The organism is Sediminivirga luteola (assembly GCF_014639315.1).
In the GTDB taxonomy this organism is placed as follows: Bacteria; Actinomycetota; Actinomycetes; order Actinomycetales; family Brevibacteriaceae; genus Sediminivirga; species Sediminivirga luteola.
The window spans coordinates 185,694-207,633 of record NZ_BMFY01000004.1 but is presented as its reverse complement, the minus strand read 5'-3'; the positions used below and the strand labels follow the sequence as shown (position 1 = coordinate 207,633).

General features: G+C 65.9%; 35 protein-coding genes. 34 read left to right on the top strand and 1 reads right to left on the bottom strand.

Annotated elements, in window-relative coordinates; all coding sequences use genetic code 11:
* Positions 1-8 precede the first annotated feature (8 nt).
* The 9 genes from IEW13_RS06095 to IEW13_RS17810 all read left to right on the top strand — a co-directional run bounded on the left by IEW13_RS06095 (position 9) and on the right by IEW13_RS17810 (position 3,739).
* Entirely contained in the window at positions 9-209 is a 201-nt protein-coding gene (locus IEW13_RS06095) for a hypothetical protein (RefSeq protein WP_188550049.1), read from the top strand.
* On the top strand, positions 197-379 hold the full coding sequence (locus IEW13_RS06090; protein ID WP_188550048.1) for a hypothetical protein: 183 nt from the start codon (positions 197-199) through the stop codon (positions 377-379). Before IEW13_RS06095 ends, IEW13_RS06090 begins: the two co-directional genes overlap by 13 nt.
* A 120-nt stretch (positions 380-499) precedes the next feature.
* The gene (locus IEW13_RS06085) at positions 500-736 is read left to right on the top strand and encodes a hypothetical protein (protein WP_188550047.1); all 237 of its coding nucleotides are present in this window, start codon (positions 500-502) and stop codon (positions 734-736) included.
* Positions 714-1,586, top strand: coding sequence for a YqaJ viral recombinase family protein (locus IEW13_RS06080; protein ID WP_188550046.1), 873 nt, complete (start codon positions 714-716; stop codon positions 1,584-1,586). Before IEW13_RS06085 ends, IEW13_RS06080 begins: the two co-directional genes overlap by 23 nt.
* Complete coding sequence (locus tag IEW13_RS06075) at positions 1,583-2,200, top strand: ERF family protein (RefSeq protein ID WP_188550045.1); 618 nt, start codon at positions 1,583-1,585, stop codon at positions 2,198-2,200. The genes IEW13_RS06080 and IEW13_RS06075 overlap by 4 nt, the downstream gene beginning before the upstream one ends.
* 136 nt (positions 2,201-2,336) lie before the next feature.
* Positions 2,337-2,693 carry a hypothetical protein gene (locus IEW13_RS06070; protein WP_188550044.1) on the top strand — a complete coding sequence of 119 codons (357 nt, stop codon included), beginning with the start codon at positions 2,337-2,339 and terminating at the stop codon, positions 2,691-2,693.
* A 173-nt stretch (positions 2,694-2,866) separates the two neighbouring features.
* On the top strand, positions 2,867-3,037 hold the full coding sequence (locus IEW13_RS06065) for a hypothetical protein (RefSeq protein ID WP_188550043.1): 171 nt from the start codon (positions 2,867-2,869) through the stop codon (positions 3,035-3,037).
* A gap of 8 nt (positions 3,038-3,045) precedes the next feature.
* Positions 3,046-3,453: a single-stranded DNA-binding protein gene (locus tag IEW13_RS06060; protein WP_188550042.1), complete on the top strand. Its 408-nt coding sequence runs from the start codon at positions 3,046-3,048 to the stop codon at positions 3,451-3,453.
* Complete coding sequence (locus IEW13_RS17810) at positions 3,395-3,739, top strand: WhiB family transcriptional regulator (protein ID WP_373283552.1); 345 nt, start codon at positions 3,395-3,397, stop codon at positions 3,737-3,739. Before IEW13_RS06060 ends, IEW13_RS17810 begins: the two co-directional genes overlap by 59 nt.
* 591 nt (positions 3,740-4,330) lie before the next feature.
* On the opposite strand, the gene IEW13_RS06050 is transcribed toward IEW13_RS17810, so the two are convergent.
* Positions 4,331-4,675 (bottom strand): hypothetical protein, encoded by a 345-nt coding sequence (locus IEW13_RS06050; protein ID WP_188550040.1) that lies wholly within the window; start codon positions 4,673-4,675, stop codon positions 4,331-4,333.
* Between the two features lie 35 nt (positions 4,676-4,710).
* Here IEW13_RS06050 and IEW13_RS06045 point away from each other — a divergent pair, with 35 nt between their 5' ends.
* From IEW13_RS06045 to IEW13_RS17805, 25 genes are all read left to right on the top strand, one after another.
* Positions 4,711-5,130 carry a DUF4326 domain-containing protein gene (locus IEW13_RS06045; RefSeq protein WP_229744961.1) on the top strand — a complete coding sequence of 140 codons (420 nt, stop codon included), beginning with the start codon at positions 4,711-4,713 and terminating at the stop codon, positions 5,128-5,130.
* Positions 5,055-8,774 (top strand): DNA methyltransferase, encoded by a 3,720-nt coding sequence (locus IEW13_RS17360; protein WP_229744960.1) that lies wholly within the window; start codon positions 5,055-5,057, stop codon positions 8,772-8,774. Before IEW13_RS06045 ends, IEW13_RS17360 begins: the two co-directional genes overlap by 76 nt.
* Positions 8,775-8,964: 190 nt before the next feature.
* Positions 8,965-9,348, top strand: a complete 384-nt coding sequence (locus tag IEW13_RS06030; RefSeq protein WP_188550039.1) for a RusA family crossover junction endodeoxyribonuclease — start codon at positions 8,965-8,967, stop codon at positions 9,346-9,348.
* Entirely contained in the window at positions 9,345-9,581 is a 237-nt protein-coding gene (locus IEW13_RS06025; RefSeq protein ID WP_188550038.1) for a glutaredoxin family protein, read from the top strand. The genes IEW13_RS06030 and IEW13_RS06025 overlap by 4 nt, the downstream gene beginning before the upstream one ends.
* Positions 9,581-10,624: an LvrA C-terminal domain-related protein gene (locus IEW13_RS17885; protein ID WP_505952477.1), complete on the top strand. Its 1,044-nt coding sequence runs from the start codon at positions 9,581-9,583 to the stop codon at positions 10,622-10,624. Before IEW13_RS06025 ends, IEW13_RS17885 begins: the two co-directional genes overlap by 1 nt.
* On the top strand, positions 10,521-10,862 hold the full coding sequence (locus tag IEW13_RS06020) for a replicative helicase loader/inhibitor (protein WP_188550037.1): 342 nt from the start codon (positions 10,521-10,523) through the stop codon (positions 10,860-10,862). The genes IEW13_RS17885 and IEW13_RS06020 overlap by 104 nt, the downstream gene beginning before the upstream one ends.
* A gap of 45 nt (positions 10,863-10,907) precedes the next feature.
* Positions 10,908-11,264 (top strand): hypothetical protein, encoded by a 357-nt coding sequence (locus IEW13_RS06015; protein ID WP_188550036.1) that lies wholly within the window; start codon positions 10,908-10,910, stop codon positions 11,262-11,264.
* Positions 11,261-11,620 (top strand): hypothetical protein, encoded by a 360-nt coding sequence (locus IEW13_RS06010; protein ID WP_188550035.1) that lies wholly within the window; start codon positions 11,261-11,263, stop codon positions 11,618-11,620. The genes IEW13_RS06015 and IEW13_RS06010 overlap by 4 nt, the downstream gene beginning before the upstream one ends.
* On the top strand, positions 11,617-11,853 hold the full coding sequence (locus IEW13_RS06005) for a hypothetical protein (protein WP_188550034.1): 237 nt from the start codon (positions 11,617-11,619) through the stop codon (positions 11,851-11,853). Before IEW13_RS06010 ends, IEW13_RS06005 begins: the two co-directional genes overlap by 4 nt.
* Positions 11,853-12,194, top strand: a complete 342-nt coding sequence (locus IEW13_RS06000; RefSeq protein ID WP_188550033.1) for a hypothetical protein — start codon at positions 11,853-11,855, stop codon at positions 12,192-12,194. Before IEW13_RS06005 ends, IEW13_RS06000 begins: the two co-directional genes overlap by 1 nt.
* Positions 12,195-12,242: 48 nt before the next feature.
* Positions 12,243-13,013: a pentapeptide repeat-containing protein gene (locus IEW13_RS17355; protein ID WP_229744959.1), complete on the top strand. Its 771-nt coding sequence runs from the start codon at positions 12,243-12,245 to the stop codon at positions 13,011-13,013.
* The gene (locus tag IEW13_RS05990; protein ID WP_188550032.1) at positions 13,006-13,545 is read left to right on the top strand and encodes a pentapeptide repeat-containing protein; all 540 of its coding nucleotides are present in this window, start codon (positions 13,006-13,008) and stop codon (positions 13,543-13,545) included. Before IEW13_RS17355 ends, IEW13_RS05990 begins: the two co-directional genes overlap by 8 nt.
* Positions 13,538-14,056, top strand: coding sequence for a hypothetical protein (locus IEW13_RS05985; RefSeq protein ID WP_188550031.1), 519 nt, complete (start codon positions 13,538-13,540; stop codon positions 14,054-14,056). Before IEW13_RS05990 ends, IEW13_RS05985 begins: the two co-directional genes overlap by 8 nt.
* Positions 14,053-14,250, top strand: a complete 198-nt coding sequence (locus IEW13_RS05980; RefSeq protein WP_188550030.1) for a hypothetical protein — start codon at positions 14,053-14,055, stop codon at positions 14,248-14,250. Before IEW13_RS05985 ends, IEW13_RS05980 begins: the two co-directional genes overlap by 4 nt.
* 207 nt (positions 14,251-14,457) lie before the next feature.
* On the top strand, positions 14,458-14,736 hold the full coding sequence (locus IEW13_RS05975) for a hypothetical protein (RefSeq protein ID WP_188550029.1): 279 nt from the start codon (positions 14,458-14,460) through the stop codon (positions 14,734-14,736).
* Positions 14,729-15,067, top strand: a complete 339-nt coding sequence (locus tag IEW13_RS05970; protein ID WP_188550028.1) for a hypothetical protein — start codon at positions 14,729-14,731, stop codon at positions 15,065-15,067. Before IEW13_RS05975 ends, IEW13_RS05970 begins: the two co-directional genes overlap by 8 nt.
* Positions 15,068-15,395: 328 nt before the next feature.
* Positions 15,396-16,178: a hypothetical protein gene (locus tag IEW13_RS05965; protein WP_188550027.1), complete on the top strand. Its 783-nt coding sequence runs from the start codon at positions 15,396-15,398 to the stop codon at positions 16,176-16,178.
* Between the two features lie 277 nt (positions 16,179-16,455).
* Positions 16,456-17,010, top strand: a complete 555-nt coding sequence (locus IEW13_RS05960; protein WP_188550026.1) for a hypothetical protein — start codon at positions 16,456-16,458, stop codon at positions 17,008-17,010.
* A complete protein-coding gene (locus IEW13_RS05955) occupies positions 17,007-17,147 on the top strand; it encodes a hypothetical protein (protein ID WP_188550025.1) in 141 nt (46 codons plus the stop codon). The genes IEW13_RS05960 and IEW13_RS05955 overlap by 4 nt, the downstream gene beginning before the upstream one ends.
* Positions 17,144-17,383, top strand: a complete 240-nt coding sequence (locus IEW13_RS05950) for a hypothetical protein (RefSeq protein WP_188550024.1) — start codon at positions 17,144-17,146, stop codon at positions 17,381-17,383. Before IEW13_RS05955 ends, IEW13_RS05950 begins: the two co-directional genes overlap by 4 nt.
* Positions 17,380-18,567, top strand: a complete 1,188-nt coding sequence (locus IEW13_RS05945; protein WP_188550023.1) for an RtcB family protein — start codon at positions 17,380-17,382, stop codon at positions 18,565-18,567. The genes IEW13_RS05950 and IEW13_RS05945 overlap by 4 nt, the downstream gene beginning before the upstream one ends.
* A complete protein-coding gene (locus tag IEW13_RS05940; RefSeq protein ID WP_188550022.1) occupies positions 18,567-19,190 on the top strand; it encodes a DUF7341 domain-containing protein in 624 nt (207 codons plus the stop codon). The genes IEW13_RS05945 and IEW13_RS05940 overlap by 1 nt, the downstream gene beginning before the upstream one ends.
* Positions 19,191-19,551: 361 nt before the next feature.
* Positions 19,552-19,743 (top strand): hypothetical protein, encoded by a 192-nt coding sequence (locus IEW13_RS05935; RefSeq protein ID WP_188550021.1) that lies wholly within the window; start codon positions 19,552-19,554, stop codon positions 19,741-19,743.
* Between the two features lie 74 nt (positions 19,744-19,817).
* Entirely contained in the window at positions 19,818-21,242 is a 1,425-nt protein-coding gene (gene terL / locus IEW13_RS05930) for a phage terminase large subunit (protein WP_229744958.1), read from the top strand.
* Between the two features lie 73 nt (positions 21,243-21,315).
* Positions 21,316-21,900, top strand: coding sequence for an HNH endonuclease signature motif containing protein (locus IEW13_RS17805; protein WP_188550019.1), 585 nt, complete (start codon positions 21,316-21,318; stop codon positions 21,898-21,900).
* Positions 21,901-21,940 lie beyond the last annotated feature (40 nt).

Genomic DNA, 21,940 nt, shown 5'->3' with positions numbered 1-21,940 from the left:
CTAAGCGCGTGACTGACGTGGACGTGGAGCCGCCGAACCCGTTGGAGGACGACCCGGTGGCCGAACTCCGCCTGACGGTCGGCGGGGAGAAGATCCGGGTGCTGCTGGACGAGTCCACAGCGCGGGATCTCGTGAATCAGCTCGAAGACCGGGCCCTGGACGTGTGGGCGGACATCAATTTCGAGAGGCGGCTGGCATGGCAACGGTGATTCTCAGCCTGGCGGTGATCGCCAACGCGGTGTCGATCATCCTCGTGGTGCGGACCGCGACGCTGATGCGGCGCCGGGTGGAGGCGCTGGAGACCGCCATCGCGGAGGGGAAACACATATCTGGGACGCGGTTCGTGGGTTTGGACGGTGATCTTCGTGACTGCGACTGACCACGAGCCCGTCACCCATTACCCGTCTGGGGAGCCGGTGTGCTCGACCTGCCGGGAGGTGGACCCGGACTGGGGTGTGGAGGTGCCGGTGCTGTGGCCGTGCCCCGCGGAGGAGGCGGCATGAGCCGGTCGCAGAAGATCCTCGCGGTCTTGACGGTGGTCACTGGCTGGTGCGGGGCGCTCCTCATCTGGCGGGAGTCCTGGTCGTCTCCGGGGTTCACCTTCACCGTGTGGGCGGCTGGGGTCGTGCTGATCCTCACCGCCACCACCTTGGGGGCTCTGGTGCTCGACGAGCTCTTCACTGATTTCGATTCTGATTTGGAAGGAGACGGCGATGGCGTACACGCGGATCGCTAGCTCTGAGGACCGTGAGGCGTGGCTCGAAGCCCGCCGCGGCCTCGTGACAGCCACGGACGTGGCCAGGCTCGCCTCGGGTGGCCCGAAGACCTGGGCCGCGGTCGCGGCGGAGAAGAACGGCGCCCGGGGGTTTGGTGGGAACCGCTACACCCAGTGGGGGAGCGAGCGGGAGGCTGTGATCGCCCGGCAGCTCCACACGTACGGCCTCGACCCGAACACGTGGGTGTTGCAGAAGGACGGCACCCGCTACGCCGCGACCCCTGACCTGGTGGGGATGGGGATCATCGGCGAGATCAAGACCGCCGTGTGGAAGGGCGAGAAGTGGTCCCAGGCTCCGAAGGGCTACTACGACCAGATCCAGTGGGCGCTCATGGTCACCGACTCCGAGGAGGCGATCCTCGCGGTGGAGTACCACGAGGATTTCCGCCCGAAGTTCTTCGACGCCCACCTGATCAACATCGTCCGCGATGAGGAGCGCATCGGGCAGCTGGTGGAGACCGCGGACCGGTTCCTGCAGGAGGGTCCACCAACGGGAGTCGACCGGCTCCTCGGGGAGTACGCCGCCCTCGACGAGCGCGCCGCGGAGCTGGAGGCCCTGGCGTCGTCGGCTCGGGCGGAGGCGGACGAGGTCAAGGAGCTCCTGTTGAAGGAGGTCGACGCGCATCACAGCGGGGAGTACTCCTCTCCGGTGGCGCGGGTGAAAGTCAGCCATCCGAAGCCGGCGTCGCGGTTCGATCAGGCGGGCTTCAAGAAGGCGCACCCGGCCCTGGCCAAGGAGTTCACGAAGACCTCCGACAAGACCCCGGATCCGCGGGTGTCGGTGACGTTCGCGAAGGAGGAAGCGGCGTGAAGATCCAAGAGGCCATCACCAAGGTCATGGAGGAAGTCCGCGCAGTTGGGAAGACCGAGCGGAACCAGCAGCAGCACTTCAACTTCCGCGGCGTCGACGCGACTGTGAACGCTCTCGCCCCGGTGATGCGGAAGCACGGCGTGTCAGTGCGACCCTCACAGATCCTCTCCCGGGATTACGAGCACTTCACCTCGAAGAGCGGGTCCCAGGGTGTGGCGTGCCGGATGGTCGTGGAGTACACCCTCACTGGCCCCGAAGGGGACTCGCTCACGGGTGTGGTCGCGGCTGAGGCGAATGACTACGGCGACAAGGCCACGCCGAAGTGCATGAGTGTGGCGTTCCGGACGTTCTTGCTGCAGGCGTTCGCTCTGCCGACCCAGGACACCGACCCGGATGCGGAAGTCTACGACCGTGCCCAGTCTCAGGGGCAGCCTGTGCGGCAGCGGCAGCAGTGGCAGCCGCCGGAGGACTACCTCGGACTGGCCAGGGACGCGGCGACGCTGGATGAGGTCCGCGCTATCTGGCAGCAGGCCAGCGCGAATGGCGCGCCGGCGGCTTACCTCGACGAGATCAAGAACCTCTCCGCCGACAAGCCTCAGGGGGTGGCGGCGTGAACCCGCGATTCTCCGTGGTGGAGCGGGTGCTCCTGACTCGGGTGATGGGTAGGGACGTGGCCTTGCGGGTCCGCCGGCGAGTGGAGTGGCACGAGCTCGACGACGGTCGTTCCCCAGACGTGTCGGTGGGTGCGGCATGAGCCTCCCACCATCTCAGAGCGAAATCGTCATCCAGCTGCAGGACATCGGCAGGCGCCTGGACCAGCTTCAGAGTGACATCGCGGGCCTGGATAAGAAGGCGATCAACGCCCGCATCGCCTTCAAGCGGGCCTACACGAGGGCGTTCCTGGAGGCGTCCGGGGCGGTGGAACTGCGGAAACAGCTCGCCGCTGACGCGTCCTACGACCTGGAGTTGGCCGCTGAGCTGGCTGAGGCGGAGGTCCGCGCGGCTCGGGAGACCATCCGGGTGCTGCGGGATCGACTGGAGATCGGCCGCTCTCTGGGTGCCGCGGTGCGGTCGGAGTGGGCTGCGGGGGCGGTGGGCCAGTCGTGATCACTGCGAAGCAGCGCAAGACCGTGTACGAGCGTGACGGTGGCCGGTGTGTCCATTGCGGGGCGTGGGATGCCTTGACGATCCAACACCGCGCGAGCCGCGGAATGGGTGGATCTAAGGCCGCTGAGCGGTTCTCGAACTGGCTCACGCTGTGTCTCGTCTCGAATACGCGCTTGGAGGCGGACGCGGAGTTCGCCCGTCTCGGCCGGGACAGGGGCTGGAAGGTCTCCCGGAACGGAATCCTCACGCCGGCTGAGGTGCCGGTGATCGACTACCAGGGCCGGTCGTGGCTCCTGGATGACAACGGTGGCCGCTCCCTCGTGAGCGCCCAGATTGGAGCATAAAAGTGTCTTTGCCTGTACTCGATATCACAGGAAACCTCACGAACAACCCGGATCTGCGGTTCTCCCCGTCTGGGACGGCGATCGCGAATGTCCACATCGCCGCGAACGACTCGCGGCGGAATCAGTCTGGCGAGTGGGAAACCGTCAGGAGTCTGTTCTTGGGGGCGACGGCCTTCAACGAGAACGCCGAGACCCTTGGCAACGCGTCCAAGGGGCAGCGGGTCCGGCTGATTGGCCGGCTGCAGACCGAGGAATGGGAGGACAAGCAGACGGGGGAGAAGCGCTCCGCAATCAAACTCCTCGTGGATTTCGTGTCGGTGTACCCGCCCCGGCAGCAGGGCGGGGCCCCTCAGCAGCATGCAGGAGTCCAGCAGGGCGGGTGGGGAGACCCGAATGGCGCTGAACCCCCGTTCTGACGCGCTCTGCGCCCGCTTGCCGGCGTCCGTCGCGGATGAGCTGTTCTTCCCCGACCAGATGAACCCCCGCGCGGTAGAGCGAGCGAGAGCGCTGTGCGACGCGTGCCCGATCAAGGCGCTCTGCGCGACTCTCCCCGAGCCTGTCGAAGCGCGCACCGGGTACAGGTTCGGGATCTGGGGCGGCACCACACCCGGTGAGCGGGAACGCGGCGTCCCGGTGTGCGGGGAGTGTGGCACCCCTACGGATGGGCTGGTGTGCCTCGCACATGTGGGGGTGGCCGCGTGAGCACTTTGGAGCGGCTTTTCGCGCGCGTGCACTGGCTGGAGGGCGAGAACAAGCGCCTTGAAGCGCGGCTGCGGCGGGAGCGGGAGCGCCGTCGTGCTGCGGAGGCTCGGGCTGCGGTGAGAACGAAACCGGCGGCGCCAGCCGGCGGACCGGACCCAGAGGGGGCGGCGCGGCTGGAAGCGATCGTCCGAGACATCTATGGGAGCAGGAAATGACAGTACTTGTGACAGACCCGCCGAGGTCTGTGCCGCATCGGGCGGCGGTGAGGCTGCTGCGGACGGCCGCGGCGGCGGAGGCGGATTTCGCTCGGCTGGCTGAGGGCCGGGATGACGTGGAGAGCGTCCGGGTGCATCGGAGCCGGCGGCGTTTGTTCGGTATCGCGGTGGCGGTGTTGACGGGGGCTCCCCGGATCCGGGTGTGGCAGTCGCCGTTCTCCGGCTACTGGCATGTGGACCTGCCCGTGCGGGAGCCGGGTGGGGGTGTGGTGGTCAGGACGGTGGAGTATCCCACTGCTGAGGCGGCGTGGGCCGCTGTGGGAGACCTGCTAGACGCGGGGCGTGTCGGAATGGAGCCACCATGCTGAGACCGCTGTTAGCTTCGACGGAAGACCATGTGCGCTCGAACGAATCCGCTGGGATAGCTGCCGGAGTTCCCACCCATCCCATGGGTGCGCTCGACGCCTGCAGCCCAGGTGTGGTCGACGCTGTGGAGCAACCAACCGCAGCTTTCGATCGCATCCACCAGTGTGCCGTACTCATACTCGATGTACAGCTGGCCCTCTCCAACGACGCCACCCTTGGGCTTGGTCTCACCGGTTACGACGGTGCAGGTGAAGGTCCGTGCTCCGCGACTCGCGGCGGCACTGGCCTCGACGACGATCTCATGCCCCAGCCGTTCGGAAACGGATTCTCTTTTGGGGCGTCTCACAGCTGCCATGGCATCACTCTAGACGCGCAGCTTGGGGTGATGGCGTGAACGCGCCCAGGAGGATCCAGCGCCGCCTCGTGAAGGGCTGGCGCATGCCGGCCGACACGATCTACGTCGGCCGCGGCACCCGGTGGGGCAATCCCTGGCACGGGCGGGGCGGCACGACGTACGGGCCGGCGTGGTGGGAGTACCGCAGCCGGGCGATGAGTGAAGTCACCCGCGGGACCAGCGACAACGAAAAGGTGCACCTGTACCGAACGAACTCTGATCCCCATGCCAGCGCGGCACATGCGGTGGAGCTGTTCCGCACGTACTGCGACGTGATGGACCGCGACCACAAACACGAGTTCGCCGCGTGGGTTCACCCTCTGCGCGGCCGAGATCTGGCGTGCTGGTGCCGGCTCGACGCCCCGTGTCATGCGGATGTGCTGCTGGAGATCGCCAACCAGGAGGTGACCACGTGACCACACTCACCTACGAGGAGTTCCTGCGGGACAAGATCGCCGCGGCACCCCAGCAAGGGCACCCGGTCGCGCTCGCGGACACTCACCCGGCGTTGAAGCCTCACCAGGCGCAGATTGTGCGGTGGGCTGTCGCTGGTGGCCGGCGTGCGATCTTCGCGCGGTTCGGTCTGGGTAAGTCGGTGATGCAGCTCGAAGCTCTCCGGCTCACCCTGGCCCGGGCTGGGGGTTCTGGGCTGATCGTGTGCCCGCTGGGCGTGCGGATCGAGATCGCAGCTGACGCCCGGGACATCCTCGGCGTGGAGACAAGGTTCGTCCGGCGGGATGAGGAGATCGACCCCGCATGGTCGGGGATCTACGTCACCAACTACGAGTCCATCCGTGACGGGAAGCTCACGCCGGGGCGGTTCACGGCGGTGTCGCTGGACGAAGCGAGCGTGCTGCGCTCCTACGGCAGCAAGACGTTCCAATCGTTCATGGGCCTGTTCGATGCGGTGCCGTACCGGTTCGTCGCCACGGCCACGCCCTCCCCGAACCGCTACAAGGAACTGATCCACTATGCCGGATTCCTCGGTGTGATGGACACCGGCCAAGCGCTTGCCCAGCCACTGACCTCCAAAGTGCTCACCCCTAACGGGTGGGCCAGGATGGGTGATATCCGGGTCGGCGATGACGTCATTGGCCGCAACGGGAAGCCGACCAAGGTGTTAGGCGTCTACCCGCAGGGTGAGAAGTCCATCTACAAGGTGACGTTCTCCGACGGGAGCTCGACGCGCTGCACCGAGGATCACCTGTGGTTGACCCGCACGCAGTACCAGCGCAACGCAGCGAGGAAGTTCCAGCTCCGCAACCCGGAAAAGTCTGCCGATCACTACTGGACCGTCAAGGACACCCGCGAAGTGATGGCTACTCTGCGCTGCAAGTCCACCGGATCTAAAAATCACATGGTGCCCATGGTGGAGCCCGTGCAGTTTCCGGAGCGGGAGGTGCCAGTAGACCCCTATCTGTTGGGATTCCTGCTGGGAGACGGCAACTTCCGTCCCACTTCGATCAACTTCACGACGGCAGATGAATGGGTCGTGGAGCACTTGCGGGACATCGTGGCCCGTGACGGGCTCCAGGTGGTAAAGAACGAGCACGTCCGTCGCGACGGTCAACCGAACTACGACTACCGCATCTCAGCGGGGGCGTCTGGCAGGACGGGCCGCGGCCACCAGTCGAACGCGGTTCTCCGCGCCGCGCGAGACGTGGGCCTGCTGACTTGCCGCGCTTGGGAGAAGTTCATCCCTGACGTGTACTTGTACAACTCTCCGGAGATACGCCTGGCAATCCTCCAGGGGCTGATGGATGCAGACGGCACCGTGTCGACCGACGAGCGGAACCGCACGACGCGACTGTGCACCACATCGCGTCAGCTGGCCGAAGGCGTGCAGTTCATCGCGCAGTCGCTGGGCGGGACCGCACAGATAGTCGAGCGCAACGGGCGAACGCCTAGCGGCGCAGCCGGTCGCCTCCAGTATGTGGTGACCCTGCGACTACCGAACGGATGCGTACCGTTCCGTCTGCCCCGTAAGGCCAACTTGGTGGTGGAACGGCAGAAGTACCATCCTGTGCGCTACATCGTCGCTGTCGAGCCGGACGGCGCGGAACAGGCTCAGTGCATCGCCGTGGAAGATGACGAGCACCTCTATGTGACAGATGACTTCATAGTCACGCACAACACGCGGTTCTTCCAGCGGGACTCCACCAAGGCCAACAACCTCACCCTCTACCCGCACAAGGAACGCGAGTTCTGGCTGTGGCTCAACACGTGGGCGTGCTTCGTGCAGTCCCCGGCCGACCTCGGTCTGGACGCCACCGGCTACGACCTCCCCGCCCTGCACACGCGGTTTGAGGAGGTGGAGATCTCCATCGCGGACGACACTGTCGACCGTGACGGGCAGGGGCATATCTTCCGGTCCGCTGACCTGGGTCTGGCGGAGGCGGCGAGGGAGAAACGCCTGTCGATCGCGGCCCGGGTGGCGCGGGTGATGGAGCTCGTAGACGAGTGGGACGGTGAGCAGGTCCTGATCTGGTGCGACCTGAACGACGAGCAGGACGCCATCGAGAAGGCCCTTAAAGCGCGGGGTGTGTCGTTCTCGTCGGTGCGTGGCTCGCAGTCCCCTGACCGGCAGGAAGAACTCCTCCTGGAGTGGAAAGCCGGCCGGACGCGGGCGCTGGTGGGTAAGCCGGTGATGCTCGGGCAGGGCATGAACCTCCAGCAGGCCCGGACCGCGATCTTCACCGGCATCACTTACAAGTTCAACGACACGATCCAGGCGGTGCACCGGATTCACCGTTTCGGGCAGACGCGGGAGTGCCACGTGTACCTGATCCACGCAAACAGCGAGGCGGGTGTGGTGCAGGAGCTACGGCAGAAATGGCAGCGGCATGAGGAGTTGACGGACACGATGAGCGAGATCATCCGCGAGCACGGGTTGGACCCGGAGGCGATCGCGGCGGAGCTGACCCGGTCGATGGGGGTGGAGCGGATCGAGGCGTCTGGGGAGGGCTGGACGCTGGCGAACAACGACTGCGTCAAAGAGCTCGCCTTGATCGACGACGCCAGCGTCGGGCTGGTCGTCACGAGCATCCCCTTCGCCAACCACTACGAGTACACCCCCAGCTACAACGACTTCGGTCACACGGACGACAACCCGCATTTCTGGGCGCAGATGGACTACCTGACACCGGAGCTGCTGCGGGTACTTCAGCCGGGCCGGATCTACGCCTGCCACGTCAAAGACCGGATCAATTTCGGGGCGGTGACCGGCGCCGGCGTGCCGACCGTGTCGCCGTTTCATGTCGAGGCGATCCAGCACGCCAGGAAGCACGGCTTCGACTACATGGGCATGATCACCGTCATCACTGATGTGGTCCGGGAGAACAACCAGACTTACAGGCTCGGGTGGAGCGAGCAGTGCAAGGACGGCACGAAGGTGGGCGTCGGGAGCCCCGAATACGTGCTGCTGTTCCACAAGCCCCAGACGGACAGGTCGAAGGGGTACGCGGATGTCCCGGTGACGAAGGACAAAGCCGAGTATTCCCGCGCCCGCTGGCAGGTGGACGCGCACGCGTTCTGGAGGTCCTCAGGAGACCGCCCGTTGACGCCGGATGAGCTGGCGGCGATGGGCCCGGACGAGCTCGCGAAGGTCTTCACTGCGGAGACGCTGAAGGGCGTCTACGACTACGAGTCGCATGTGCGGATCGGGGAGATGCTGGACGGCCGTGGGGCGCTGCCGAGCACGTTCATGGCTTTGGCGCCGGGGTCGTGGCATCCGGATGTGTGGCATGACGTGAACCGCATGCTCACGTTGAACGGCGAGCAGGCGAAACGCAGTGTGCAGCTCCATTTATGTCCTTTGCAGTTCGACATCGTTGACCGCCTCATCACCCGCTACAGCAACGAAGGTGATCTGGTGCTGGACCCGTTCATGGGCCTGGGAACGGTGGGTGTGCGGGCGCTGCGGGCTGGCCGGCGTGCGCGGGGCGCCGAGCTGAATACCGGCTATTTCATGGACTCGGTGAAGTATCTGCAGGCCGAGGAGCGGAAGCGGGACATGCCGTCGCTGTTCGACCTGACCGGGGATGGGAGGGCAGCAGCATGAGCGAGCTGTTGACCTTCCTGGGTGAGGTGGAGCCGCCCTGTGTGTGCTTGATCCACCCGGAGGCCGAGCTCCCGCATGGCGGGCACTGCTGTTCATTCGTGCCGGATGCTCCTGGGGAGCCGCCGGCGCCGGTGTGTCATCCGGTGGAGTGGCGGGCGGAGCGCGCCCGGCTGACGAAGGAGGGGCGCCAATGAGGCTGTTCATACCTGCCCCGATGGGGTACACGAAGACCGGCCGGCAGAAAGCTCTCTGGCTGTCCTCGAATCAGCGGATCCACTGGGCGCAGCGGTCTCGCCTGGTGAAGCAATGGCGGATGCTCGCGCGGACATGTGCGCAGGCGCAGAAGCTTCCGAAGGGCCTCCAGCGGGTCCACATCACCGTGGAGGTCCACCGGTCCAGGAGAGGCCGGGCGGACGCGCACAACGTCCTCCTGACTGCGAAGAGCTGCATTGACGGGCTCGTGGACTACGGCCTGATCCCTGACGACAACGACGACCATCTTCTGGGGCCGGATATGCGGGCTGGAGAGCCCGGAAAGCCGGGCATGACATTCACGATCGAGGAGATTCCATGATCACGGTATACACGCTGCCGGGGTGTATCCAGTGCCGGCAGACCATCAAGTACCTCCGGGACGCGGGGGAGCCCCCGCGGGTGGTGGACCTGTCGGAGTCACCCATGGACATGGAGGCGGTGCGGGCTATGGGGTATTCGCAGGCACCGGTTGTGGTGACGGGTGATGACCATTGGTCGGGGTTCCGGCCGGACAAGCTGATGCTGTACGTGAACCGACCACGGAGCGCGTAATGGCACGTGACCACGCTCGAATCAACATCGGGATCTGGGGGTCCGCTGGCTTCCGCCGGCTATCCCCACGCGCCCAGCACCTCTACTTCGTCCTGGTCACCTCACCCAGCCTCTCCTACTGCGGTGTCGCCGACTGGCGCCCCAAGCGGCTCGCTGCGCTGTCGGAGGAGTGGACTTTGGGACAGGTCGAAGCGGCTGCCGCGGAGCTGCAGGAGCAGCGCGTGGTGTTCTTCGATGACGACACGGAAGAGGCGTTCGTGCGGAAGTGGATGAAGCACGATGGCCTGATCGGGCAGGAGCGGATGGCCGTGTCCGTGGCGAGCGCGTACGCGGCCACGTCATCGATCCGGCTCCGGGGTCTGATCGTCCACGAGCTGAGGTCTCTGAGAGAGGCTCAGCCGCAGCTCCGGGGTTGGGGCAAATCGAAGTTGCTGGAGGTCTTAGATGAGCCCTCCATTGACCCTCACGAGGAGCCCGGGCAGGGCCAAGCCGAACTTCAGTTAGGGGCAAATCAAAGTTCGGATGAAGTTGAGTTAGGCCCGAATCAAACTTCGCCTACTCCTGCTCCTGCTCCTGCTACTAACTCCAGCTCCTTGCTCCGCGCCGAGAACGGCGCCGGATCGTACCCGGAGGCGTTCGAGGAGTTCTGGCAGGCGTACCCGAAGAAGGCCGACAAGCGCGCAGCCCTCCGAGCGTGGGAGCGAGCACTCAAACGGGCCGACCGGGAACAGATCCTCGCCGGCGCCGTCAGGTACGCGGCTGATCCGAACCGCGAGGACGAGTTCACGAAGAACGCCGCTACGTGGCTCAACGCTGACGCCTGGCTTAACCCGCCAGAGCCGCCCCGCGGCGGGCGACCACCCAGCCGGGCTGAGTCCCGGATCCAAGGCAATCTCGCCGCCGTGGAGGCGGTACGACGCATGACCGAAGGAGACACCCATGACACCCGACGAGACGGGGAAGCTCCTGGCCTTCATTGGGGAGCTGGACGGCCGGCGCCTCACCCCGGAGACAATCATCGCCTGGCACCAGGTTTTGGCTGACATCGACGTGGATGACGCTTTCGAGGCGGTGAAGAAACACCACCGCGAGTCGACTGACTGGGTGAAGCCGGGGCACGTGGTGTACCTGGCACGGGGCGTCCGGGATGCCCGGTTGCAGCGGGAAGCCAGGGAGAAGGGTCTTCGGGAGTTGGAGGCTCGCCGGCGCCGGCGCACGGGGATGCCGGAGGAAGTCCGCCGCCGGATTCGGGATCTGTTTAAGCGTCCTGGGGAGGTGTGATCGGTGGTTCTAGAGAAACCTGGGCGGGCCGGGTTCGATGGGGGTGTGAGTGTTGACGACATCCTGGCGTCCGGCCGATACGTGGATCGGCGGGGGCGGGTGTGGGAATACTGCGAAGTCACAGATACCTGGTCCGAGATCCGAATCGACGCAGTGTTTGGTCCCGAGATCGACGGCCCCACGATAGGCATGTCCGCCATGCACACCCTGATCACCCGTGACCTGCACCGCACCGAGTGCCCTGGGTTGCGGAAGTGCGGTGACCATCCGGTCCCGCATGTCATCGCCTTGGGCTGGGCATTCGCGGCCTATACGGGTAGCCCGTGGGAGCTTATCGACAATCACGACACCCTCCCCGAGGCCCTGGATGCCGCTGTGCTGATGGCGAAGGAGGGGCGATGAACCCGACCGTTGACGACATCCTGGCGTCTGGCCGGTACCGAGATCGGCAGGGGCGGGTGTGGGCGGCCGTGGGCTACTTCCGGCATCACGTGACGTACTGGATGTGCGTCGGCGATATCCGCCTGCGACTCACCCCCGACCAGATGCGCCTGGTGATCGAGCGTGACCGGCACCGCGCCGAGTGCGTTGGGTTGCGGGGGTGTCCCCGCCATCCGGTGCCACTCGTGGTCGTAGCTGCGGGCGCAAGCTGGGCGCACCCATCAATCCCGAAGGGAAGGACAAGCGCCTACATCCGGTGCGCCACCCTCCCCGAAGCGATGGATGCCGCTGTGCAGATGGCGAAGGAGGGGCGATGAGCGACCTGATCGAGTTCCTGCTGGCGCTCGTGTACGCCCCTGGCGTGGTTGGCTGCGCGGGGCTCGCTGCGGCCTTGTGGGCAGACGGCGAGGGGACTCCTCGGACCCGAGCCCGCCTGGCGCTGGCCGCTCCCGTGTGGCCGGTGGTCGTCGCGTGGCTGGCTATCAGGCATGTGCCGCGGTTCATCGGGCGGCTGTTTGTGACGGCCTTCGGGTCGGAGAGGGACGAGTGATGCCTGAGCTGCTGAGTGAGTCATCCCCGGTCGCGCGGAAGCTCCACCGGTGCGGCACCTGCACCGGAGTGATCGAGGCAGGTCAAAGGTACGTGCGGGCGTCACTGGTCCACGACGGACGAGTCTACGACTGGGTGACCTGCCAGGCCTGCGATGACGATGCGGTGACGAATCGAGTATGCCTGTGGGCGCACTCGTGGGATGAGGGTGCGACGCCGGAGATGGCACACGAGTGGGCGACCGAGGCCGTGATCCACGGCAGCCAGATTGACCAGCGGGTGGCGAAGGACTTCTTGGAGAGGTGGGGCACGTACCCACGGATCACGGTGACGGCTGGGTGATTACCCATCACAGCCTGGACGGGCGAGAGCTAAGAGAGCGAGAGACCAATGACGAGTAATGCGGCCCTGATCATCGCCAAGTGGCGGCGCGAGAATCCTGATGTCCGAATCACGGCGCAGATCTTGCGGGACATCATCGGGACGGACCTGCGGGGAGCGAACCTGCGGGGAGCGGACCTGCGGTACACGGACCTGCGGTACACGGACCTGCGTGAAGCGGACCTGCGGTACACGGACCTGCGTGAAGCGGACCTGCGTGAAGCGGACCTGCGGGGAGCGAACCTGCGGTGCACGGACCTGCGTGAAGCGGACCTGCGGTACACGGACCTGCGTGAAGCGGACCTGCGTGAAGCGGACCTGCGGGGAGCGAACCTGCGGTGCACGGACCTGCGGGGAGCGGACCTGCGGTACACGGACCTGCGGTACACGGACCTGCGGGGAGCGAACCTGCGGCACACAGACCTGCGTGAAGCGGACCTGCGGGGAGCGAACCTGCGGTACACGGACCTGCGGGGAGCGAACCTGCGTGAAGCGAACCTGTGGGGGGGCTTCCGGCTTGAGGGTCTGCCGTCTGGCCAAGTGACGATGGTCCCGACGCCGGACGGGTGGCACCTGGAGGTGGGATGTCTGCCGTGCAGCGTGGACCGCCTGGAGGAGATCGCCTCCGGTGACGAGGGGTGGCCCGAGGCTACGGGGGAGGAGCGTGAGGCGCGGCGTCCGCTGCTGCTGGCTCTGGTGCCGGTGCTGCGGGCTCATCAGGTGTATCACCACGACAAGCTGGTCGCGGTGCAGGAGAAGTGGGGAGAGGGCAATGACTAATGCAGATTTGATCGCCGGGTGGCGTAAAGATCACCCTGGCGAGCGGCTGACTGAGGCGACGCTCCGGGCGCTTATCGGGACGGACCTGCAGGGCGCGGACCTGCGCTCCGCGAACCTGCGGGTCGCGAACCTGCGGTACGCGGACCTGCGCTCCGCGAACCTGCAGGGCGCGGACCTGCGCTCCGCGAACCTGTGGGGCGCGAACCTGCGGTACGCGGACCTGCGGGTCGCGAACCTGTGGAGCACGGACTTGTGGGGATATTTCCCCATCCAGACACCCTCCGGCCCGGGGTATTGCGCCCCGACGCCTGACGGCCTACGCCTCACTATTGGCTGCTGGGATGAACGGTCGCTGGACGATCTGCGGGCGCTGCTGGCTGATGAGGCTGAGTGGCCGAATGCTGTGGGCGAGGAGCGTGAGCGTCGTCGGCCTTTCCTGGCTGCGGTGCTGGCTCAGGCGGAGGCGACCGAGGCGTATTACGCGGATTATCTGGCTGAGCTGAGGGAGAAGTGGGGAGAGACCAATGACTAACAAGACCAAGTACACCGCCGAGGACTTCGCGCGGGCCGAGTTCGCACGGCACCCGGACGGGCGGATTGCCGCCAGGGTAGACCCTGACGACCCCGACCAGTGGCGGGTCACATCCCCCGGCGGCATCACGTGGCGCTCAGACCAGGACATGGCAGACGGTCACTGGACTCCGGTCCGCGACCCCGCCCCGATCACCCTGGAGGCGCTGGAAGCGGCCTGGGAGCAGGCGGAGAAGAGCGGCGACTTTCCTCGTCGCGGCGATCTCGTCATCAAGAGGCGCGGGTGGGGCGATCACGTCGAGTTTCGGGTGGCCTACCAGCAGCACAAGCTGTTCGGAGTGGACTGGGGGAAGGTCCGCATCCTCCAGCGTGCCCCGCGCCGCCCGGAGGGAGCCGAGGAGCTGGCTGATGTCATGCGGGAGCTCGCCGGTTACGCGCTGAGTCAGAGGGCCGTGGACGAGTACGCCGACCGGCTGGCCGAGCGCGGCGTGAGGGTGGTGACGGACAGGTGAGTAAGGGACTCACACCAGTACAGGTGCTACGCGACAAGCTGGCCTGGTGGCAGGACTGCCTCGCGGACAGGGCGGAGCGGCTGACCGTGAAAGAGGTCGAGCTGGAGGGCGCGCGCGAGTCGCGCGACGAGGCACTGCGGCAGGTGCAGGCATACCGAGAGGCAATCGAGAAGCTGGAGAAGGACGATGAGTGACGACGTGTTCACGCGGGCTGAGGTCGCCTTAATTGTGGAGGAAGCGATACGCCTCGTCGGCGGAGCCTGGGATGACGGAAATGGTGCCGGATTGGACGGGTGGGTCGGTCCATATCGCGGGGCTGGCGAGATTGACCAGGAGGCTCAGCACGCGCGCACGCGGTGCGTGCACCGGGCTGACCGTCACCTGACGGAGCTGATGCAGCGATGACTAGCTGGGACGAGCGGGCCGAGGGGGAGGCCGGGCGGCGAATCTTAGGTGGCTCCGATTTTGCGGCTGATATGCGCGCGGGCCTGGTGGAAATGGCCCGCTGGCAGCGTGAGGCGCTGCTGTCCGATAGGGCCGTGGAGCGGGCGGCGGGTGCCATCGACGCCCTGCTACCAGGCGAGTCGGCGGAGCTAGAGGCGGAAGGGAAGATGCGCGAGGCCCGCCTGAATGAGGCCCGCGCTGCCCTCCGCGCGGTGATTGGAGACGACGATGAGTGACGCGACCGACTATCTGGATCAGGTGCAGGCCCGGGCGGACGCGGCGACCAGGCATTGTCCCGACGCTCCCTACCTGCTCGACGTGGAGTACGTGTGCGACATGTGCTCGGGTGGCGAGGATGAGGACGAGGTGGAGTGGCCGTGCGCGTTCTGGCGCGAAACCCGTGAGGACGTGCCCCGCCTCGTCGCGGCCCTGCGGGCTGTGCTGGAGGCGCACTCATCCATCGGCGGGCGCGGTGTGGAGTGCGATGTCTGCGCCGACGAGCGCGGCCCCAAGCCGTACCCATGCCCGACCGTGTGGGCCATTACCGAGGCGCTGGAGGGGGACTGAGATGGCGTCGACTCCGAAGCCGCAGCGGCGGCGGATCAAGAAGACCCGCGTCCAGCTGATCCGGGCAGGGATGCCCCGAGAGACAGCACACGTCATGGCGGTGCAGCGCAACGGGGTCGTGGAGCGGCGCCGGCAGGCGCGGCGGTCGGTCCAGGCCATGTGGGGGATAGCCCGTGCTGCTGTGGCTGCTGGTGAATCTATGGCTGCGGCGTTCGCCCCTGGCTTGGTGAAGGCGCGGGAGGCGGCTCGACGGGATTACGGGCTGGTGCGGTGACGGACCTGAGAGAGCTCGATGAGCACTCGTGTCGCATGGGGCTACCATATGGACATGGAGGACACCTCTGACTATCAGGCGTCAATTCGGTCGTGGGCCCGTGAGTTCAGCGGAAACCCCCACTGCGACGAGGGGGCAGATCTCCACAAGGACTCGCTTCGATACCCGCACTTTGAGGGCGGCGCGAACTTCAATCTGGCAAAAATCGTGGTGCGAGCCATGTCAGCAGGTGTGCACTCGCTGAATGGTCTGCTTGACCTAGAGGCAGGTACGGAACCTGGTGGTGTGAACGCGGTAGCAATCGCGGCGTTGTCGCGCACAGCGATAATAGCTGGGGCTACGGTCACATGGCTGCTCGAGTCCGATGACGCTGATGTTCGGTTCCAGCGCGGCCTTGAGATGGCATGCGAAAACCTTCGCCAGATGAAATCACTTGCCCACAAAGACGGAGTGTATGCCAAGACGATCTCACCCGAACTACCGGAGATAGCCAAGCTTTACCGCGACCTAGCGAAAGCCGAACTCGCGTTCATTGAGGACTTTGCGCACAAGAACGGCCTCTCACTCGCCGGCAAAGTCGAGAACACCGAGACGATCTTCAAGTCATCGGGCCGACTGAACGGGGTCAACGGCGACCCTGACGACTACCGCAAAAAAATACAAGACCATTGGCGAACCGGGTCCGCATACGCGCATGCATTGGCGTGGCAATACGAACCGCAGCTGACGCCGCCACCAGGTGAATTCCGCGAAGAGATGATTGCGACCGCATTCCTCCTTGTCGCCGACGCCAAGGAGCTGTTCGACAAGCGCCGCATGGTATCCCCCGGCAGGTGAAAACCGGGCTTACCCGGCTTCGCAGCATCGTCAGGTTCTCAGAGCTGGCGCAGTGAGTGCGGGGTAGGCGACTGGTGTGACGATCACCTACCAGCGGGCCTTCAACCGGTGGTTCTAGAAATCCCCGCCCGGTGTGTTCCACGCTTGGAGCATGACCGAACCTCTCGCAACCCCTCCCGGGGATGGGAACCCCTCACAACCCCGCTGTTCCGCGGTTTCGAAGCGCACCGGGCAGCCGTGTGGCGCGTACGCGATGAAGGGCTCCAAGACATGCCGGATGCACGGGTCCGCGAACAAACGGTCCCGCCAGGCGGCAGAGCGGAACCTCGCCCGGGAGAAAGCCATGAAGGTCCTCGCGAACCTGGGGGAGCCCGAACCGGTGGATCCGGCGGAGGCGCTGCTGCAGCTGGTCGCGTGGAAACGGGCCGAGATCCTGGTCCTGCGGGAGAGGGTCGCGGAGATCGAGCAGGACGACCTCGTGTTCGGCACGGTGAAGGAGAAGACCGGCGAGGGCGCGCTGGGGCCGACATCGGAGACGGTGGAGCAGGCTGGCCAGCACACGTGGTATCGGCTGCTGCATGCCGCTGAGGATCAGCTGGCCCGGTATGCGAAGGCCGCTCTGGATGCGGGTATCGCGGAGCGTCAGGTGCGGATCGCGGAGCAGCAGGGGAGCCTCATCGCTACCGCGTTGAAGGGCATCCTCGATCAGTTGTTGGCGCGTGTCCTCACGGTGGTGCCTGACGCTGTGCAGGGTGAGGTGTCGTCTGTGTGGGTGGAGAGTGTCGGAGAGATTGTGCCTCGTGAACTTCGGGCGTTGGGGAGGGCAGCATGACGCGTTACGCGCAGAACACCCAAGTCTCCAGCGAGGACGTTCAGCGGTTCACCCGGGCGCTCCCCGACCCTACCGGCGGGGTCCGGTTCGGGCAGCACTGGACCGCTCTCGTCCGAGACCGGAGCGTCCTACGGTGATGGGCACCGAAGCCGCCCTATGGGAAGCCGGCGAGGAAGCCCGCCAGCGTCTCTACCGGGCCTGCCTGGACGCGACAACCCGCCGCCACGCCGGCACCATCAGAGAGCCCCGCATCCCCGCTTTCACGGAAGCAACATTCGAAGCCGCGATGCACTACGCCACCCGTGACGCCCTCGCCCGCGGGGTCCCCTTGCACGTTACTGTGAACGCCTACGCCGAAAGGCTCGAACAATGAACCAGCTCACCGACCGCCTGTACTCGTGGGCGTCCATCGTCGACGACCAGACTCTCGACCAGGCGCGGACGTCCAGCAGCATGCCGTTCATCTACCCGCACATTGCTCTCATGCCGGACGCGCACCTTGGGAAGGGCGCGACGGTCGGGAGTGTGATCCCCACGGATCGGGCTCTGATCCCGGCGGCTGTGGGCGTGGACATTGGGTGCGGGATGATCGCGGTCCGCACGCAGTGGACTGAAGACCAGGTCCGCTCGGGGGTCGATCTGAAGGAGCTACGCCGGCAGATCGAGGAAGCCGTTCCCCTCTCAGCAGGCAAGTACAACAGACGACTAACGTCGTCCGCCGCGGTGCGGGCCGGCGCCCTGGATCACGCGTGGGGCGAGACGGTCGCGCCGTTCGGGGCGAAGTCCCCCGGTGATTACGCCGCGAACTGGGAGCTGCAGCTCGGCAGTCTCGGCTCCGGGAACCACTTCATCGAGATCACCGTCGACGAAGAGTCTAGGGTGTGGGCGTTCCTCCACTCCGGCTCCCGAGGAGTCGGCAACAAGATCGCTCAGCATCACATCAAGGTCGCGCAGGACTACTGCCGGAAACACTGGATCGACCTCCCGCACCCGGATCTCGCGTACCTGGTCGAAGGCACGGGCGAGTTCGACCACTACGTTGCTGAACTGAGGTGGGCGCAGGAGTTCGCGCGCCTGAACCGCGAGGAGATGATGGACCGCACCCTCGCGGCGCTGTCCAGCCTCATGGGCGTGCCGGCGGACCGGTTCGAGGAGGTCAACTGCCACCACAACTACACGCAGAAGGAACGGCATTTCGGGCGGAACGTGTGGGTGAGCAGGAAGGGCGCGATCTCCGCCCGCCAGGGCGAGCTTGGCCTGATCCCCGGTTCGATGGGCACCGCCTCGTACGTGGTTGAGGGTCTGGGCAACCCGGCCTCGCTTACCAGCGCACCGCACGGCGCCGGACGGAACTACTCGCGGTCGAAAGCCCGCAAGACGTTCACGATCCAGCAGCTACGCGAAGCGATGGCCGGCATCGAATACCGCGACACCGACGCCTTCATCGATGAGATCCCTCAGGCGTACAAGGACATCGGCCAGGTCATGGAGGACGCCCGGGACCTGGTGACCGTGAAGCATCAGTTCCGGCAGATCGTCAACGTGAAAGGCGACTGATGAACCTCGACCACGCTCTCCACCAGCTCACTGAGACCCACTACGTGCAACACCACGTCCAGGGCGAGGGGATGCGATCCCGTGCCGAAGCGCCACTGCTGCAACTCCTTCAGGACGCCAGGCAGGCTGGTGGGGAGCAGGCCCGCGGCACCTCCCGCAGAAGCGAGAAGGCTCCCGTCGCGCTCGACGCGCTGGACTTGTGGATGGAGATCGCGGAGACCGTCGCGACGCAGTACTACCTCCTCACTGGCCGTGACGACACCCGCCGGCCCGTGATCGGGAAGCTGCGTATCTGGGTGGGGTCGATGACGAAGCCCCGCCAGCAGGCGAACGCGGAGGAGCTCCTGGCGGGGTGGGTGCAGCGGATCCGTGCACTGCTGGACCCGCCGCGGACGATTCAGCTGTGGGAGCGACCATGCCCGGAGTGCCACGCCCGGGAGGTGACGATCAGCGACCGGCGTACGGCTGCGCTGCACATTCTGACGGACCGGATGACGCAGAAGTCGTGGGCGGAGTGCCAGGTGTGTCATGAGACGTGGCCTGGTGGGGAGGCGCTGGTGGAGTTGGCGGAGACGTTGGGGCGGCGCGCGCCGTCTGGTACTCGTCTGGACCTGCCGGCGTGATGTACAATCGAGGCGTTCGAGTTTAGCGCGCCCAAAAATCAGAAGCCCCGCCCGGTAGTCACTGGGACGGGGCTTTTCCCATGCCCGCATAGTCTCCCCGGTCTCGGTCACACGCGGACGTCACCGGCCCGGGGACCCCAGGAGGGGACCCCCGAACCCCGATCGGGGGTCCCCCTCACTCTCTGGAAGGCCCCGCCCATGTCTCGTGTCTACGTTGGGTTCTGCCACCGGTGTGGGTTTCGTGTCACCGCGACCACTGCTGATCGGGTGCCGCATGTCTGCCCGCACACGGAGGCCCGCCGGCTGCTGCCGGTGGTTCCTGTCGCACCAACCCCGGAAGCCGCTACCTAGGGCGCACACCATGGTACGTGGAGCCGACTGGTCCAAGAAGAGCAACAAGTGGCGGGCCCGGCTCAAGCACAACTACCGGGAATACGTGGCCGGCTACTTCGACACGGTCGCAGAGCCAGAGCAGGCCATCATCGATCTGCGGAACAAGCTCTTCACCCACAACGACGAAGACCGGCAGGAGGCCCCCAGGAAGGCGGCGTGATGTCACTGGACTGGGCAGAGGCCGCCGCCAGGCACTTCGAGCCACCGAAACCACAGTGGGACACTCCCGGCGACATGGCTGTCGCACTCGACCACCGCACGAACCAGACCGGCCTCATGCGGTTGTTCGATGAGGCCCTGGTGTGGGCGTTCAACACCCCCGACGCCCGGTTGATGATCTCCTGCCCGCCACAGTCCGGCAAGTCACAGCGGGTGTCTCGCCGATTTCCGCTCTGGGTCCTCACGCAGAGGCCAGACACCCGCGTCACAATCGCCTCCTATGAGACTGGTGTCGCCCGCAGGTGGGGCCGCGCCGTCCGTGATGACATCCGCATGCATCAGGACGTCCTCGACATCAACATCCGGCAAGACGTGTCCGCCCAGTCCGAATGGACTCTAGAGGGCCACGAGGGCGGTGTGTTCACCGCGGGAATCGGGTCCGCCCTCACAGGCCGACCGTCCGAGCTGATGATCATCGACGACCCCCATAAGAACCGTGACGAGGCGGATTCCCCGATCTACCAGGAACGAGCGTGGGAATGGTGGTCCTCGACCGCCCTGACGCGTCTCGCGCCCGGCGCCCCTGTGGTGATCACCGCGACACGCTGGTCGTCCGCAGACCTGCTTGGGAAGATCCTCGCGAACGACCCGGCCGGGAAATGGCGCGTCATCAACGTTCCCGCCCAGGCGGACCACCGGCCCGAACTCGGGGAGACAGACCCGCTCGGCCGTGAGCCGGGGGAGTGGCTGACCACGACCCGAGGCATGACGCCGGAGCAGTGGGAAGAACGCAAACGCGAGACCAGCCCGCGGGACTGGGCTGCCCTGTACCAGGGACGCCCGTCACCGGAAGAGGGCGGCGTGTTCCCGGCTGAGTGGGCCCGGTACTCGCAACCGATGTGGATCGAACACGACAACGGCGTCCGCACGGTCCCTGGCTTGCACCGTCTCGACACCGAGCTCGCCCAGTCGTGGGATCTGACGTTCTCCGACACCAAGGGCTCGGATTACGTCGTCGGGCAGGTGTGGCTTCGGGTCGGCGTGAAGGTGTACCTGCTCGATCAGGTGCGGGCGCGGATGAACTTCACCGCGACGTGCGAGGCGATGAAAGCCATGCGGGCTCGCTGGCCGGAAGCGGTGCAGACGTTCGTGGAGAACCGCGCGAACGGCCCCGCGGTGATGAACGCTCTCGCGCAGCAGATCAACGGTCTGATCCCGGTTGAGCCGGAGGGTTCGAAGATGGCACGCGCGTCGGCCGTGTCACCGTTCGCGTTCTCCGGGGACATTGTCCTTCCCACGTCGGATCTCCTTCCGAGCGTAGGGGAGTTCCTGGAAGAGGCGAAGGGCTTCGGTGCTGGTGGCGCGCATGACGACATGATCGACGCGATGAGCCAGTGCGTGAACCTCCTCCTGTTGAACCCGTTGACGGAAGACGCGTCCGGGCAGGCCGAAGAGTTCGATGAGATCGACGAGCTGGGCTGGAGCATATTCCCGCACTAGCACTGTGTGAAAGGCCCCCGCGACGGCTGCAACCGTCCGGGGGCGTGGCAACCACTAACGAGGAGTGGCTACGATGCCTGATTCTACCTGCACGATTGACGGCTGCGACAGACGCGTTACCGCTCGCGGATGGTGCACGAGCCACTACAAACGCTGGTATCGGCACGGAGACCCGGAAGCCGGAGCGAGTGCCCTGTACGAGACTCCTGAAGAGGCGTTCTCCCACCGGACCGAGATGCTCGACGGCCACCTGATTTGGACAGGGGCTAGGAACGAGCACGGTTACGGCGTCATTTGGGACGGCAACCGCACACGCCTTGTCCATCGGTGGAACTGGGAACGTGAGCGCGGCCCTATCCCAGACGAGCTCGATCTGGATCACAGATGCGGTGTCCCCGCATGCTGCAACCCAGAGCATCTACGGGTTGTTTCGGCCAAGCAGAACGCCGAAAACAGGGTCCGGCTACCGTCCAACAACACCTCGGGGTACCGCGGCGTCTACTGGTCCGCCAGCCGCGGCAAATGGTTCGCGAAAGCAAAGCACCACGGCCACCAGTACCACGGCGGGTATTTCGACTCTCCTGAAGCCGCGAACGAAGCCGCTATAGCACTCCGAAACCGCCTGTTCACTCACAACGACCGTGATCGTGCCGCATAAGCCTGATGGGAGGTGGTGTCTGAATGTCTGAGGCTACCTC

Bases quoted from the DNA above. Each gene is read 5' to 3' on its own strand.
- IEW13_RS17355 (WP_229744959.1), top strand. From the start codon at position 12,243: ATGACGAGTAATGCGGCCCTGATCATCGCCAAGTGGCGGCGCGAGAAT.
- IEW13_RS06085 (WP_188550047.1), top strand. From the start codon at position 500: ATGAGCCGGTCGCAGAAGATCCTCGCGGTCTTGACGGTGGTCACTGGC.
- IEW13_RS06030 (WP_188550039.1), top strand. From the start codon at position 8,965: ATGAGGCTGTTCATACCTGCCCCGATGGGGTACACGAAGACCGGCCGG.
- IEW13_RS06050 (WP_188550040.1), bottom strand. From the start codon at position 4,675: ATGGCAGCTGTGAGACGCCCCAAAAGAGAATCCGTTTCCGAACGGCTG.
- IEW13_RS05965 (WP_188550027.1), top strand. From the start codon at position 15,396: ATGGAGGACACCTCTGACTATCAGGCGTCAATTCGGTCGTGGGCCCGT.
- IEW13_RS17805 (WP_188550019.1), top strand. From the start codon at position 21,316: ATGCCTGATTCTACCTGCACGATTGACGGCTGCGACAGACGCGTTACC.
- IEW13_RS05955 (WP_188550025.1), top strand. From the start codon at position 17,007: ATGACGCGTTACGCGCAGAACACCCAAGTCTCCAGCGAGGACGTTCAG.
- IEW13_RS05970 (WP_188550028.1), top strand. From the start codon at position 14,729: ATGAGTGACGCGACCGACTATCTGGATCAGGTGCAGGCCCGGGCGGAC.
- IEW13_RS17885 (WP_505952477.1), top strand. From the start codon at position 9,581: ATGGCACGTGACCACGCTCGAATCAACATCGGGATCTGGGGGTCCGCT.
- IEW13_RS17810 (WP_373283552.1), top strand. From the start codon at position 3,395: ATGCAGGAGTCCAGCAGGGCGGGTGGGGAGACCCGAATGGCGCTGAAC.
- IEW13_RS05945 (WP_188550023.1), top strand. From the start codon at position 17,380: ATGAACCAGCTCACCGACCGCCTGTACTCGTGGGCGTCCATCGTCGAC.
- IEW13_RS06010 (WP_188550035.1), top strand. From the start codon at position 11,261: ATGAACCCGACCGTTGACGACATCCTGGCGTCTGGCCGGTACCGAGAT.
- IEW13_RS05985 (WP_188550031.1), top strand. From the start codon at position 13,538: ATGACTAACAAGACCAAGTACACCGCCGAGGACTTCGCGCGGGCCGAG.
- IEW13_RS05990 (WP_188550032.1), top strand. From the start codon at position 13,006: ATGACTAATGCAGATTTGATCGCCGGGTGGCGTAAAGATCACCCTGGC.
- IEW13_RS06080 (WP_188550046.1), top strand. From the start codon at position 714: ATGGCGTACACGCGGATCGCTAGCTCTGAGGACCGTGAGGCGTGGCTC.
- terL (WP_229744958.1), top strand. From the start codon at position 19,818: ATGGCTGTCGCACTCGACCACCGCACGAACCAGACCGGCCTCATGCGG.
- IEW13_RS05935 (WP_188550021.1), top strand. From the start codon at position 19,552: ATGGTACGTGGAGCCGACTGGTCCAAGAAGAGCAACAAGTGGCGGGCC.
- IEW13_RS06025 (WP_188550038.1), top strand. From the start codon at position 9,345: ATGATCACGGTATACACGCTGCCGGGGTGTATCCAGTGCCGGCAGACC.
- IEW13_RS06090 (WP_188550048.1), top strand. From the start codon at position 197: ATGGCAACGGTGATTCTCAGCCTGGCGGTGATCGCCAACGCGGTGTCG.
- IEW13_RS05940 (WP_188550022.1), top strand. From the start codon at position 18,567: ATGAACCTCGACCACGCTCTCCACCAGCTCACTGAGACCCACTACGTG.
- IEW13_RS05960 (WP_188550026.1), top strand. From the start codon at position 16,456: ATGCACGGGTCCGCGAACAAACGGTCCCGCCAGGCGGCAGAGCGGAAC.
- IEW13_RS05975 (WP_188550029.1), top strand. From the start codon at position 14,458: ATGACTAGCTGGGACGAGCGGGCCGAGGGGGAGGCCGGGCGGCGAATC.
- IEW13_RS06070 (WP_188550044.1), top strand. From the start codon at position 2,337: ATGAGCCTCCCACCATCTCAGAGCGAAATCGTCATCCAGCTGCAGGAC.
- IEW13_RS06000 (WP_188550033.1), top strand. From the start codon at position 11,853: ATGCCTGAGCTGCTGAGTGAGTCATCCCCGGTCGCGCGGAAGCTCCAC.
- IEW13_RS06020 (WP_188550037.1), top strand. From the start codon at position 10,521: ATGACACCCGACGAGACGGGGAAGCTCCTGGCCTTCATTGGGGAGCTG.
- IEW13_RS06005 (WP_188550034.1), top strand. From the start codon at position 11,617: ATGAGCGACCTGATCGAGTTCCTGCTGGCGCTCGTGTACGCCCCTGGC.